The organism is Pseudomonas sp. FH1 (assembly GCF_000510895.2).
GTDB classification, from domain to species: domain Bacteria; phylum Pseudomonadota; class Gammaproteobacteria; order Pseudomonadales; family Pseudomonadaceae; genus Aquipseudomonas; species Aquipseudomonas azotoformans_A.
The window spans coordinates 24,628-38,609 of the sequence record NZ_AOHM01000001.1 but is presented as its reverse complement, the minus strand read 5'-3'; the positions used below and the strand labels follow the sequence as shown (position 1 = coordinate 38,609).

The window sequence follows — 13,982 nt, the reverse complement described above, 5'->3', positions numbered from 1 at the left end:
CAGGTCTTACAGAACGTCGAGCAGCTCGACGTCAAACACCAGAACGCTGTGCGGCGGGATGCTGCCAACGCCTTGAGCGCCGTAAGCCAGTTCGCTCGGCACATACAGGCGCCATTTGCTGCCGGCATTCATCAGTTGCAGAGCTTCGGTCCAGCCGGCGATCACGCCGCCTACCGGGAATTCTGCAGGCTGGCCGCGCTCGTAGGAGCTGTCGAACACAGTGCCGTCAATCAGGGTGCCGTGGTAGTGAGTGCGTACCTGGTCTTCACGGGTCGGCTTGGCGCCGTCACCTGCGGTCAGCACTTCGAATTGCAGGCCGGAAGCCAGGGTGGTGATGCCATCGCGCTTGGCGTTTTCAGCCAGGAAGGCCAGGCCAGCGCCAGCAGCCGCTTCAGCCTTGGCAGCCGCTTCGGCTTGCATGACTTCACGGATCACTTTGAAGCTGGCGGCCATTTGCTCTTGGTCCACACGGCTTGGCTTGCCGGCGAACGCGTCGGTCAGGCCAGCCAGGATCGCGTCCAGGCTCACGCCCGGTGGTGGGTTGTCGCGCAGTTGGTCGCCCAGTTGACGGCCAATGCCGTAGCTGACGCGGGTTTCGTCGGTGGACAGATTAACTTCGGACATGAAGGTGCTCCGCTGTAGGACGACACACAAAAAGCCGCACGTAGGCCGCGCTTTCCTGGTCATCCAAAACTAAAAGGGCCAGCAGACTAGCACACAACACCCGGCCTTGATGAGCGCCCCTGTATACCTATCTACAGCCGGACACCCGCAGCCCCTCGCCATGCTGATGATTCCATTCATCACCTTGGGGCCGTGCAATGAGTACGCCGAACAACCGTCACCGATCACCCACGCTGCAGCAAATTCACAGCCACCTGCTGGAAATTGACCCCACACTTCGCACGCACAGCAAACGCCCTGTCACCTTGCCGGCTGAGCGAAGTGCCCTGGAAACCACCAATGCCACGCTCAAGCGCGTAAACACCGCCTATGAGCAGCAGGCGCAACGGCTTTACGCAGACCTGGAACACTCCGATCTCAGCCAGGCTGGCGGTCAACAACGGTTGGCCACATTGAAAACCCGGCTGGTGCAACAGCTTCAGCGCCTTGATGAAACCAGCACCGTCGATGGCCAGAGCCGTAAAACCTTCATGACCTTCACCGCTGGCATCAGCGCCCTGGAACAGGAGACCCGCCTCAACGTCAGCGACTATCTGTTGTCCCCTGCCGATCAGATCATGCTCGAAGACTGCTCACGCGGGCCGACCTTTCGCCCAGGTATGTATGCACTGACCTTCGACTATCAGGACCAGACAGTGGCGTTCGCCGGCGCGTTCGTGCTCACCCGTCAAGCCAGTCCTGTCGTCGACAGCTTGAGCGCTGCCCATCCAGGCCCCGTGTTGTTATTCACCCCGCATCGCGGCCTGGAGGCCTTCGACTCCCTCATTGACCTCAACCAAGGTTTGCAATCAGTGATGGCGACGGGCGCAGGGCTTGCAGAGTTGAACCGTCATCTGCCCGTGCGCTATCAGCACCTCGACGCGATCGGCATTTTCCCTCTGGGCTTGCAGCCCATCGAAGACGAGCCGCTGTTTGAACACGCGTATCAAGCCGTACTCGACAAACGCGCAAACGATATCGGCTACGCCCTGAACCTTGCAGCAGACGGCCAGCTCAACGCAGCTCAGCTCAAGGCACACCTCGACCATGCCATCAAGGCCGCACTGCCAGAGTTGAACATGCGCCTGGACTTCAGGGCCCAACTGCTGCTTGAGCGCGACCTGTTCAACACGTTGCCCGACTGGTACCGCAGCTTAGGCAACGACCAACGCAGCACGCTCGACCAACATCTGCGCAGTTACAACCAAGCGCGCCAGACATTCCTGGACCTGTTCGGCCCGGCCTCGACGCCCCACGCCCTGGCCCGGCACCAGTGGGCGGAATACCTGGCGAGCCAGTGGGACGTCCACGACCTGGCCCCCGAGCAACTGCAGATCACCACTCGACGCACAGTCCCCAAAGTCGGCACCTACGTCCAACAACGCTCCCTGATGGAACTGACCCTGCGTGGCCTGCACCCAGGTGATGCGATCGCAGGTTCAGACTTCCTCGAACACAGCACCCTGAGTTATGCCGGCGCCCCACTTGGCGAGGCCCATGCCTACGTCACCGTGCAAGACCTGATCCTCCCACTGCAAGGCCTGCAACCACGCCTGGACTTTGCCAACGTCCAGAAAGCCGTGTTGGGCTCGGCGGCAATCAGACAGGCCGTGCGCACTTTTTTCGATCAGCGCCTGGTGAGCATGGCTTACCTCGCCAAACTGCAAGGCCACCTCAGCTCAGCGGATTTCCAGCTGTTTGAACAACTGCGAGAACACCCACGCCCACAACTCTGCGCTCAAACCGTGCTGTTCCACGGCGCGCAACTCAAAGACCTGTGGCTGCTGCGCGAAGATGACACCAATGGGCAGGTAAAACGCTTGTTGCTGTGCACACCCGACGCGCCTCGCGCACAGCAGTTCCGTGGGTTCGACAGCCTGCTCGAATGCCAGACCCATATTCTCGGCTGGCTGGATGACAAGGCGCAGATCAAAGGGCGCGGGATGACCGACTACGTGTTGGAGCAAGTGCCCCTGCGCTTTCGCCCCGCCATGAGCAAGGTTATTCAGGGGATCGGCTTCCGGCCTGACGCCTTGGAACACCAGGAAGTAACGTTTGGTAAACCCTGCAGCCACGCCGATTGCCTGGACGCCATGGCCGCGCACCGGCTGACACAGCTACAGGACGACTATGAGCTGGCCACTCCCGCCTGGTATCGCGCCGCATCGGCAGCGGATCACACGCGCCTGACCAAGCTGGGAGACGACGCGACGGGCGCGTTGCGCACCTACAACGCACGGCCGGACTCGGAAGCCAATTTCCCGAGCTTCGACAGCTACCTGTATGAAAAGGCCAAGCTCAGCCTGAACACTCTGCTGGGCCGTCGTCAAAACGACATCGACCCAGACACCGTTTTCGCCTACGCCCCCAAACCTTTGCTCGGCGCCGGGGATGAGCCTGTCTCCTACACCACGCTGTTCCGTGACGGGTACGACGACGGCATCGGCTTTCTCGACGAGAAATTTTCAAGGTCCGCCACCTTTCGTGGCCCGCCCGGCGTGGACATCAGCCCGCTGACCGCGCAGAACGTTGCACGCTCGGTGACCGGTGTGTGGATTGGTCAACGTTACACTGATGAAGTGCGCCGACGCTTGCAAAGCAGCAGTAGCGCGGGCTACGCCGAGCGCCGCGACGCGGTGTTGGCGATCCAGCAACTGCAAATGAAAAACGCCGCACTCGAATCGCGACTCCAAGGGCATATCGCCAGCATCGATCTGACATGGCTTGAACAGGCCATCGACAGCCTGGCAAGTACCGTCACTAGCGAGCGCAACACCTATAAGGTGCATCGGCTGGTTATCAATGGCGATTGGGTGATCGGCAATTACCTGTTCAGCCACGCGGATAACCCGGTGCTGCTTTACACCCCCGACGCACCGGACGGCATTGCCTTTCGCGAAGCACGGCTGTTCAATTACCTGCTCAAAAAAGTCGAGGGCATGCCCACCTACTGGTGTGCGCGGGTGCCAAAGCCATCAATGGCACGCATCGGGCTGTTTCTGCAAAACGCCAAAAACGGCCTGCCGCACGATATCAATCGCAGCACACCCAGCCCGCCCCGGCACGATGGGATCGCCCAGATCTCGCCCCTCAGCGACTTGCGCCATGAGTTCTACAACATGAGCCTGCAACGCAAGATCGATGACGTGCACGGCACCACCGTCAATCGCGCGCAAATGATCACCGGCATTCTGTGGACCTGCATCGAATGGGTAGCGGCTATCGCCACGATGCCTTTTCCCGTGCTCAGCCTGGCCCTCGGCGGGTTGCTCGCGTTCAAGGACGCCATGCTCGCCCTGAATGCCTACTACCAAAATGATAAGGGCGCAGCCCTGGACCACTACATCGGTTACCTGGCCAATGTTGGTGGCTCGGTGTTGTTTGATGTTCGGCCTGTTGTAAAAGACGCGTTGAAATCGCTGCGCGCCTTGCGCCCGGTCATAAAACCCGGCCCGCAAGCGACGCAAAGCGCCTTGATCGGGCAACTCGACGCGCTCACGCCAGAAGGCATGCAACCTGTGCTGTTCGAAGGGCGCAAGCTATGGGTATCGAAAACGCCAACCTCCGAGGGCCGCTATGTGTTGTACCGCCTTGATGAGGACACCGGCCAGCTCCATTCGACCGCTCGCCAGGTAGAACGGAACCCTAGCGGACAATGGGTACGCCCGACCGCACGCCACGGCGGAAAGAAATACGAAGCGCTGGTAAACGAGCAGACCAGCCCGCTGGAAGACTTTGACCTGACGGGAAAGCACGCCACAGACTTTCGCCACATGATCAGCCCGGAATACAAAGTCTCGGCGACTGATCCTGACGACCTATTCCAAGAAGCGTCCATTGTCGGTACTTCCGTACTGCGCAGCGCCTACGCCCAGAAGGTTAAGAGTGTGACCCAGCGCGCCGAGACCTTCTTCCAGGCCCCACGCCCTCCCACCACGCTCAAAGACCCCGTACCAGTACTGGCCCCCGATGCCACGCACAGCAATATCGTCAATACCTTGTTCGCCCGCGATAACCGTTTGCTCATCGGCTCCGGCAAGAACCCGGCCACCAGCCTGCAACTGTTGATCGAACAACTGTCCACGCTGGTCGAACAAGGGCTCAAACGCGTGTACATCGAGTACCTGCCCCGAGACCTGTTTTATAACAAGCTGAGAATCCTCAATAACCAGGTCACAGGCAACAAAGCCCGTGCCCTGCAGCAGATAAAGCAGCAACTGGCCGAAGCCGACAAGGTTCTGAACCTGTCGGGCGCCCCCTTCAACTACAGCAAATTGCTGGATGAAACCCAGCGGCTCAATGTGCAGATAGATGGCCTGGATGGTGCCGTGTCCTACCATCTGGATCACGCGCCAAGCCGGCGCGCCGGCACCTATTTCTCACCGCGCAGTAACAGGCTACGTAATTTCTACTCACACACCATCATTGAGCACAACCTGAGCAACAACCCAGGCGAAGGTTGGGTTGCGTTGGTGGCGTCGGAGCGGCTGGGCACCTATGCACGCGTCGTAGGGCTGGCGGACCTGGAATATGCCCTGGCCCTGCGGATTACGGATGTACCGTCCACAACGCCCACTGGCGTGGTGCCCGATACGAATGCGCGGGGTCTATCCAAAGGTGACTACGTCTTGTCGATGCCGATTGACGTCCCGACACCCAGCACCTCGGGAACCGTTTCGCCACCGTCTGCTGCCGTGACTCATTTCGCCCAGTTCGACCTGCCGCACGACATTCGACCGCTCATTGAGCAGATGCAAGCGGCTCCTCATGGGCTGGACACGGGTTACATATTCATGGACCCCACCTCGCCCGAATCCGGGGCCTTGGCCAGATTCAGAAGCGTACGCAGCGAGTTGGCCAGTACTGCTGAAAACGCTTTCAGCCACTACCCAGCGACCCCACGCACGCCACTGACGACGATTTCTACGCAAAGCGAACAGGCATTTTTTGAGCAGGTATATCGACAGAAACTCGGCCTGGTGATTGGCGAAAGTCACATCCAGAGATCTGCCAAACAACTATTGAACGAGCACATGGAGCTGCTGAAAAAGCAAGGCGTCAAAACACTCTACATAGAGCACTTGCTCACCGACTTGCATCAAGAGGCCTTGGATATTTATCACCGCACCTCGAAAATGCCGAAGGCCCTGAAAAACTACCTGGAGTTACTCGATAGCGACCGTATGCCAATGTACGGCGGCGATTACACCTACACGAACATAGTCAAAACGGCGCATAAGTTTGGGATCCGCGTGCGTGCACTGGACTGCAGTGCCAGCTATCACGTCAAAGGCCTCACTGGCAAAGTCGGCAGGCTCGAACTGTTCAGCTACTTCGCTAATGAAGTGATCAAGGCTGACCAACTCGCGAAGGGCGCCCACAAATGGGTGGCCTTTGTGGGCACCGCCCACACCGATATGCACAAGGGTGTACCGGGCCTCGTCGAGTTGCAGGATGCGATCAGTCTGCATGTGTACGATACGACTCCCCAGCGCGCAAAACGGCTACGCGGCGGCGGCTGGGGCCACGTAACGGACACGCGCTCAATCGTCGCCTTACGCAGTGACTTCAGGATTGACGTGGGCAACCTCAAAGCCCCTGCGACTCGCACCCCAACACTGCCAGACCGCACCAGGCTCACTGAACCTGGGCAGTTCTTCATCGAGTATCCGAGCGAATTCGACGTCAACCTGGTTCACCGCTCACGCAGCGGCCAAATCGTCACAACCCCGTTTCAGATCAACGGCAAAGGCCAGTACTTCATCGAATACTGGAGCGCGCTAAAAAATCAGCGCTTTTATGATTTATCGGCACTGATCGAAACACTCAAGGCCGACCCTCCTCAAGGCGCGGGACTGCGACAAATAACCTGACACGTGCAACGTTTAACCTCGCCCGGCAATCGGGCGGGGTTCACCTTTCATCGGCCCATTGAAAAACCATTTCAGATTCACGTCTCGCCGCCGATACCCACCTACACACTTTGGCTGGCTCAAACAACAACACCGTCCAGCAGACAGACATCAACTTTGCGGAGCATTCGATGAATAGCTGGTTCGGCAACATCAGCGTCAATCTCAAACTGGGCCTGGGCTTCGGCCTGGTGCTGGTCCTTACCTCGATCCTGGCACTGACCGGCTGGACCAGCCTGGGCGGCCTGATCGACCGCAGCAACTGGATGAGCGATATCACTCAGCTCAATGCTTCGTTGACCAAACTGCGTATCGTGCGCCTGCAGTACATGCTGGCCAATGGCGACGAAGCCGTGGCCCAGAATGTACAGACCAACCTGGACGCCTTCGCTGCCCAGCAACAGAAATTGCTCGACAGCTTCAAGAGCCCGGAAAACCTCAAGCTGCTCAACGAGCAGAAATCCATCATCACCGCTTACCAACAGTCACTGAACAAAATGCGCGAGGCCTACCGCAACGGCAACGCCTCTCGCCAGGTGATGGGCGACAAGGCGGATATCGCCAATGCACAGATCAACGCATTGGAAACCAGCGTGAAGCAAATGCCTGACAGTTCGGAGCACCTGGCTCAGTTCCAGGCGGTGGCCGACGCCAAGATGCAATTTCAGTTGGCTCGCTACGAAGTGCGTGGCTACACCGGCAACGTCAGCCCGGAAACTGAAGCCCGCGCAGCCGCACAGATTGAAAAAGCCATCGCCGGTTTGAAAGACCTCAGCGCCGCCTTCGGCGCCAGCCAGCAAAGCGCGCTGACCGCATTGGAAACCGCCTTGGGTGCCTATCGCAGCGCCGTGCAGAACTACAAGTCCGCCAACGCCAACATCGTCACCGCCCGTGCCGAAATGACCACCCAAGGCGCTGATATCGTCACGATCAGCGACAAACTGTACGACATCCAGCTGACCCGCCGCGACGCCGAAAGCGCCCAGGCCCGCAGCCTGCAATTGATCAGCACCTTGCTGGCGCTGCTGGTGGGCGTGATCGCAGCATGGGTCATCACGCGCCAGATCACTCGCCCAATCCAGGAAACCCTGGCCGTGGTGGAGCGCATTGCCTCCGGCGATCTGAGCCACAACATCCAGGTCACTCGCCGCGATGAGCTGGGCGTGCTGCAACAAGGCATCCAGCGCATGGGCACGACCTTGCGTGAATTGATCAGCGGTATTCGCGACGGCGTGACCCAGATCGCCAGCGCCGCTGAAGAACTGTCGGCCGTGACCGAGCAGACCAGCGCCGGCGTCAACAGCCAGAAGATCGAGACCGATCAGGTCGCCACGGCGATGCACGAAATGACTGCCACCGTGCAGGAAGTGGCGCGCAACGCCGAGCAGGCTTCCCTGGCTGCGGCCGATGCCGACGGCCAAGCCCGCGCAGGCGACAAAGTGGTGGCCGAGGCCATCGCCCAGATCGAGCGTCTGGCCGCTGAAGTGGCACGTTCCACCGACGCCATGACCCACCTGCAACAAGAGAGCAACAAGATCGGCAGCGTGATGGACGTGATCAAGGCCGTCGCGGAACAGACCAACCTGCTGGCCCTCAACGCGGCGATCGAAGCCGCACGGGCGGGTGAAGCCGGCCGTGGGTTTGCCGTGGTCGCCGACGAAGTGCGCGGCCTGGCCCAGCGCACACAGAAATCCACCGAGGAAATCGAAGGCCTGGTCGCCGGCTTGCAGAACGGCACCCAGCAAGTGGCCAACGTGATGAACAACAGCCGCAGCCTCACTGACAGCAGTGTCGAACTGACGCGCAAGGCCGGTGTGTCACTGGAGAACATCACCCGTACGGTGTCGAATATCCAGTCGATGAACCAGCAGATCGCCGCCGCCGCCGAGCAGCAGAGCGCCGTGGCTGAAGAAATCAGCCGCAGCATTGTGAATGTGCGGGATGTGTCGGAGCAGACCGCTACGGCAAGTGACGAGACCGCCAAGTCGAGTGTTGAACTGGCACGGTTGGGTAGCCAGTTGCAGCAGATGGTCAGCCATTTCCGGGTGTAAGAAACCAAAAAGCCGCCTCAGCCTAAACCGGGGCGGCTCCACTTCTCAGACCTTAGCGGTCATCGAAGCTGTCCCGCAGGAACTTCCAGACGTGATAAGCACGCAGGCAGTTCACTACGAGGTTCCACGTACGTCGTGCAAACTTAGACATACTCGGCCCTCCCTAGGTTGGGCCTTACCTCCAGCGCACTTACCGGAACATGTGAGCCTTTGGACGCGGGTCATCGCATCTTTGAGGCGGCCGGGCTAGTGGGCATCTCGCATGAATCCGGCACGGATTACTAGCCCGTGGCGATCAGTCCAAAAATTCGCGCGCGCGTACCCGGCTCACCTAAAAGCAACCAACGCAGAACGGGGTGAAGCCTAACCAAAATCCGCCAAGAAGGTGTGACAGACAGTGGTTAAACACCCGGTATTTGTTTCGAAGATCTATTGCAAACTTTTGCAGCGGAAATCGACAAAATGAAATGCTCAAGATCATCAGTGCCGACCATCGCCTAACCTTGCGCGATAAATTGGCTGGCGGTAGTATCCGCCTGCGGGTCAACGCATCTTTGAGATCGCACCCCCAGCCACTAACTGGGTTTGCAAAAAAAACCGCCCTACTAAGGCGGTTTTTTATTGCCTGCGATTTACCTCTCAACCCTCGCCTTCCTCAACAAACACCACCCGATTCCCAAACGGATCCTTGATGCTCATCTCCCGCGAGCCCCACGGCATTTCCTCAACCCCTGGCTTGGCGTACCGATAATCCTTGCCCAGCAACTGCTGCTGGTAAGCGTCCACACCCTGCGCCTGAATCCGCACCGCCGCGCCCGGCGATGCGTCACCATGATGCTCGGTCAGATGCAACACACACTCGCCCAGCGAAACCTGCAAATACAGCGGAAAATTCGCCTCGAAACGATGCTGCCAATCCACCTTGAACCCCAAAAAATCGACGTAGAATTCCAACGCCTTGGCCTCGTCGAAAATCCGCAGGATGGGGATGACTTTTCCTAAGTGCATGGCAACCGCTCCGTTTAATTGAGCGACCACTATAGAGACGAAAAACCCCGACGCAAATCCCCACTGCGCGCCAGGAACCGACCCGGCCGCTGACCGTTCGCCTGCCCGTCGCTGTAGCTCAACACGCCGTTGACCCACACCCCATCAATGCCTTCCGCCGCGCGCTGCGGCGCCTTGAAATCAGCCACATCGCGCACGCGCAACGGGTCGAACAACACCAGGTCGGCCCAGTGCCCTTCACGGATTTCACCGCGTTCAGCCAAACCAAACCGCGCCGCCGACAACCCCGTCATCTTGTGCACGGCGGTGTGCAGTGGGAACAACCCCACATCCCGGCTGAAGTGCCCCAACACCCGTGGAAACGCCCCCCACAAGCGCGGATGCGGAAACGGATCCTCCGGCAACCCGTCCGACCCGACCATCGACAATGGATGCGCCAGGATCCGTCGTACATCCTCTTCATCCATCCCGTAGTACACCGCCCCTGCCGGTTGTAGCCGACGGGCTGCGTCGATCAACGCAACGTCCCACTCAGCGGCAATATCCTGCAAATCACGCCCGCCCACTTCGGGATGCGGCGTCGACCAGGTGATGGTGATCCGAAACGCGTCGGTCACCTGCTTGAGGTCCAGGGTCGAAGAACTCGCCGCATACGGATAGCAATCACACCCCACGGGATGGGTTTTAGCCGCCAGTTCCAGCGACGCCAACAGCTGCGGGCTACGCCCCCAGTTACCGGCACCGGCACATTTAAGGTGGGAAATGATCACCGGCGCCTTGGCATGCCGGCCGATCAGGAACGCCTCGTCCATCGCCTCCAGCACCGGTTCGAACTCGCTGCGCAAATGGGTGGTGTACACCGCACCGAACGCGGTGAGCTCTTCACTCAGTTGCAACACCTCATCGGTCTCGGCGTTGAACGCACTGGCGTAGGCCAGGCCTGTGGATAAGCCGAGGGCACCGGCTTCGAGGCTCTCTTGCAGCTGCACGCGCATGGCGGCGATTTCATCCACTGAAGCGGTGCGGTGCAGGTCGTCCATATGGTTGCTGCGCAACGCAGTATGGCCGATCAGTGCGGCGACGTTAACCGCCGGATGAGCCTCTTCGACCGCCGCTCGATAGTCGCTGAAACGCGGATAAACAAACGCCGAAGCGCTGCCCAACAGGTTCATCGGGTCCGGCGGATCACTGCGCAACGTCACCGGCGACGCGCTGATACCACAGTTGCCGACAATCACCGTGGTCACACCCTGGCTGAGCTTGGGCAGCATCTGCGGCTGGCGGATCACCACGGTGTCATCGTGGGTGTGCACGTCGATAAAACCCGGCGCCAACACGCGTCCGCTCGCATCGATTTCATGCTCGGCCATCGCCGCCGACAAATCACCGATCGTCTCGATGCGCCCGTCGCGCAGCCCCACATCGGCCACATAACCTGGGGTGTTGCTGCCATCAATGATCAGCGCCTGGCGGATCAATGTGTCGTACTTCATATCAGTCTCCAAGCGGCAGGCTGTCGGGGCCGCCGCGATAATCGTCCAGGGCCAGCTTGATCCGGCGCAGGCGTTCCTGGTTGTCGTCCGGCAGGGCCAAGGCCAGCTCGGTGGCGAGCAGGTCGATGGCCAGCAGCATGCCGTAGCGCGCCGCGGTGGGCTTGTAGATAAAACTGGTTTCGGCCGGTTGCAGTGGTAGCAGCACATCGGCCAACTGCGCCAAGGGCGAATCCGCCAGGGTGATGGCGACGATGCGCGCGTCGTAGTTACGTGCCAGCGTCACCACGTCGAGCAACTCAGGGGTGAGGCCGGTCAGGGAGCACACAATCAGCGCATGCTCGGGCCCCAGCGTCGCCGCCGTGACGCGCATCATCACCGGGTCGTGGCAAGCGGCAATCGGATAACCCAGGCGCACCAGACGCACCTGCAACTCATCGCTGCACAGGCTCGACGGGCCGCCCATGCCGAACGCATGGATCATTCGCGCCTTGCCCAGCAGGTTGACCGCATCGACGAAACTCGCCTGGTTGAACCCCGACAAGTGCTGACGCAAGGTCCCCTCGATATCCCCCAGGATCTGCCGATGAAACGCCGACTGCTCCGGCAACCCCGCAGGGTCGAGGAAGCGGCTGCCGACGCCACTGGCCTGGGCCAATTGCAGGCGCAAATCCCGCAGATCCCGACACCCTACGCTGCGTGCAAAGCGTGACAAGGTGGCCGTGCTCACCTCGGCCCGTTGGGACAACGCCTCCAGGCTGGCCGACGCGGCAAAGCCCACGTCATCGAGCATCAGCTTGGCGATACGGCCTTCGCCGGCGCTGAAGGAGTCCTGGCGGGCGCGGATCTGGTAGAGGATGTCCATGGGGGGCTCCGGGTTACAAGATACAGGACAGACCATAGGTGAGACCGAAGGCGACCACCGATATCAGAGTCTCCAGCACGGTCCAAGTCTTGAAGGTCTGGATCACCGTCATATTGAAGTATTCCTTGATCAGCCAGAAGCCGCCGTCGTTCACGTGGGAAAAGATCACCGAACCCGCGCCGGTGGCCAGCACCAGCAATTCGGGGTGTGGATAACCCAGCCCCATCGCAACCGGCGCCACCACGCCGGACGCGGTGGTCATAGCGACGGTGGCCGAGCCCGTAGCAATACGCATCAACGCCGCAAACAGCCAGCCCATCACCAACGGCGACAGATGGAAAGCATGGGCCAGACCGAGAATTTCGTTGGTCACCCCCGCGTCCACCAAGATGCGATTCAAACCGCCGCCCGCGCCCACCAACAAAGTGATGCTCGCGGTCGGCGCCAGGCACTCATTGGTGAACTTGAGGATCGATTCGCGGTTGAAGCCTTGAGCGATCCCCAAGGTCCAGAAGCTCACCAAGGTCGCCACCAACAGCGCGATCACCGAGTTGCCGATAAACAACAGGAACTGATTGAAACCGGTGCCCGGCGTGGAAATCACATTGGCCCAACCGCCGATCATCATCAGCACCACCGGCAACAGGATGGTGCCCATGGTCAGCGCAAAACTCGGCAAGCGGGTGCGCGGCTCGCGCTCGATGAATTGGCGTTCCAGCGGGTTTTCTGCCGGCAAATGAATACGCGGCACGATGAATTTGGCGTAGACGGGACCGGCGATGATTGCCGTGGGGATACCGATCAGAATCGCGTAGAGCACGGTCTGCCCCACCGACGCGTTGTACGCCAGCACGGCCATCATCGCCGCCGGGTGCGGCGGCACCAGCGCATGCACCACCGACAGGCCAGCGACCATCGGCAAACCGACCATCAGGATCGATACGCCCACACGCCGCGCCACGGTAAAGGCAATCGGCACCAGCAGCACAAAACCGACCTCGAAAAACAGCGGCAGCCCCACCAGGAAGGCGATGCACACCATGGCCCAGTGCGCGTTACGCTCGCCAAAACGGTTGATCAACGTGCGCGCCACCTGCTCGGCACCGCCGGACTCGGCCATCATCTTGCCGAGCATGGTGCCCAGCGCTACCACCAGGGCGATATGCCCCAAGGTCTTGCCGACGCCCGCTTCATACGAGCCCATAATGGTGTCCGCCGGCATCCCGGCCATCAGCGCCAGGCCAATGGACACCAGGGTGATGACGATAAACGGGTTGAGCCGGTAACGTGCAATCAGCACGATCAAAGCAATGATGGCGATGGCAGCGTATGCCAATAGCCCGAAGCCCGGTGATGCGGCCATGCGGTACTCCTCGGAAAGGGTCACGTCGAATTGGTTGTGAAACTCATAAATCATTACCGAGGAGTATTTTCAATTTTTATGAAAGTAATTTTCGCCCACAGATAAGCGCTGTCGCGTTGGGATATGCCCAACGGTCGCCCATGAAAATTCGAGGGGTGTTCTTACATGAAGATCAGAAGATGCTGGAAACTCAAACGCCGCCATCGAGTCATAGAATGCGCCTCCCCTCATGCCCAGGAAAATCGAACATGATTCGCACCTCCCTCGCCGTCAGCGCTTTGTTTCTTGCCCTGTGCGGCACTGCGTCGGCCGCCGATAACGCGGCGTTGAAAAAATGCATGGACAGCGCCAACACGACCGCGGACATGGTCAATTGCAACGCCAAGGAAGCCAAGGTGCAGGACACGCGCCTGAACAAGGCCTACAAGACTGCCCTCGCCGCCCAGGAAGGTGCGCGCAAGCAGCAACTGCAAGACGTGCAGCGCCTGTGGATAAAATACCGTGATGCCAATTGCGGCTTCGCCGGCTCCGCGACCGGTGGCACCATCGACCAGGTCAACGGCTCCGCTTGCCTGCTGGACATGACCCAGACCCGCGCCCAGGAGTTGGAAGACCTGGTCGGGCCGTGAT

Annotated in this window: 8 protein-coding genes; 3 read left to right on the top strand and 5 right to left on the bottom strand. The window is 60.0% G+C overall.

What is annotated here, in order from left to right; translation table 11 throughout:
- Nucleotides 1-6 precede the first annotated feature (6 nt).
- Nucleotides 7-624 (bottom strand): FKBP-type peptidyl-prolyl cis-trans isomerase, encoded by a 618-nt coding sequence (locus H096_RS00160; protein ID WP_017531131.1) that lies wholly within the window; start codon nt 622-624, stop codon nt 7-9.
- A 197-nt stretch (nt 625-821) separates the two neighbouring features.
- On the opposite strand from H096_RS00160, the gene H096_RS00155 reads away from it, so the two are divergent.
- The gene (locus H096_RS00155) at nt 822-6,536 is read left to right on the top strand and encodes a membrane-targeted effector domain-containing toxin (RefSeq protein WP_051421930.1); all 5,715 of its coding nucleotides are present in this window, start codon (nt 822-824) and stop codon (nt 6,534-6,536) included.
- Nucleotides 6,537-6,706: 170 nt separating this feature from the next.
- Nucleotides 6,707-8,626: a methyl-accepting chemotaxis protein gene (locus H096_RS00150; protein ID WP_033896186.1), complete on the top strand. Its 1,920-nt coding sequence runs from the start codon at nt 6,707-6,709 to the stop codon at nt 8,624-8,626.
- Between the two features lie 639 nt (nt 8,627-9,265).
- Here the strand turns inward: H096_RS00150 and H096_RS00145 are convergent.
- The 4 genes from H096_RS00145 to H096_RS00130 are packed head-to-tail and all read right to left on the bottom strand — an operon-like array spanning nt 9,266 to nt 13,352.
- Nucleotides 9,266-9,634, bottom strand: coding sequence for a glyoxalase superfamily protein (locus H096_RS00145; protein ID WP_033896185.1), 369 nt, complete (start codon nt 9,632-9,634; stop codon nt 9,266-9,268).
- Nucleotides 9,635-9,663: 29 nt separating this feature from the next.
- Nucleotides 9,664-11,127, bottom strand: coding sequence for a D-aminoacylase (locus tag H096_RS00140; protein ID WP_033896184.1), 1,464 nt, complete (start codon nt 11,125-11,127; stop codon nt 9,664-9,666).
- A 1-nt stretch (nt 11,128) separates the two neighbouring features.
- Nucleotides 11,129-11,989, bottom strand: coding sequence for a MurR/RpiR family transcriptional regulator (locus H096_RS00135; RefSeq protein WP_033896183.1), 861 nt, complete (start codon nt 11,987-11,989; stop codon nt 11,129-11,131).
- A gap of 13 nt (nt 11,990-12,002) precedes the next feature.
- Nucleotides 12,003-13,352, bottom strand: coding sequence for a gluconate:H+ symporter (locus H096_RS00130; RefSeq protein ID WP_156717459.1), 1,350 nt, complete (start codon nt 13,350-13,352; stop codon nt 12,003-12,005).
- A gap of 248 nt (nt 13,353-13,600) precedes the next feature.
- Here H096_RS00130 and H096_RS00125 point away from each other — a divergent pair, with 248 nt between their 5' ends.
- Entirely contained in the window at nt 13,601-13,981 is a 381-nt protein-coding gene (locus H096_RS00125; protein ID WP_016976197.1) for a lysozyme inhibitor LprI family protein, read from the top strand.
- Nucleotide 13,982 lies beyond the last annotated feature (1 nt).

Bases quoted from the DNA above. Each gene is read 5' to 3' on its own strand.
- H096_RS00135 (WP_033896183.1), bottom strand. From the start codon at position 11,989: ATGGACATCCTCTACCAGATCCGCGCCCGCCAGGACTCCTTCAGCGCC.
- H096_RS00140 (WP_033896184.1), bottom strand. From the start codon at position 11,127: ATGAAGTACGACACATTGATCCGCCAGGCGCTGATCATTGATGGCAGC.
- H096_RS00155 (WP_051421930.1), top strand. From the start codon at position 822: ATGAGTACGCCGAACAACCGTCACCGATCACCCACGCTGCAGCAAATT.
- H096_RS00130 (WP_156717459.1), bottom strand. From the start codon at position 13,352: ATGGCCGCATCACCGGGCTTCGGGCTATTGGCATACGCTGCCATCGCC.
- H096_RS00150 (WP_033896186.1), top strand. From the start codon at position 6,707: ATGAATAGCTGGTTCGGCAACATCAGCGTCAATCTCAAACTGGGCCTG.
- H096_RS00145 (WP_033896185.1), bottom strand. From the start codon at position 9,634: ATGCACTTAGGAAAAGTCATCCCCATCCTGCGGATTTTCGACGAGGCC.
- H096_RS00160 (WP_017531131.1), bottom strand. From the start codon at position 624: ATGTCCGAAGTTAATCTGTCCACCGACGAAACCCGCGTCAGCTACGGC.
- H096_RS00125 (WP_016976197.1), top strand. From the start codon at position 13,601: ATGATTCGCACCTCCCTCGCCGTCAGCGCTTTGTTTCTTGCCCTGTGC.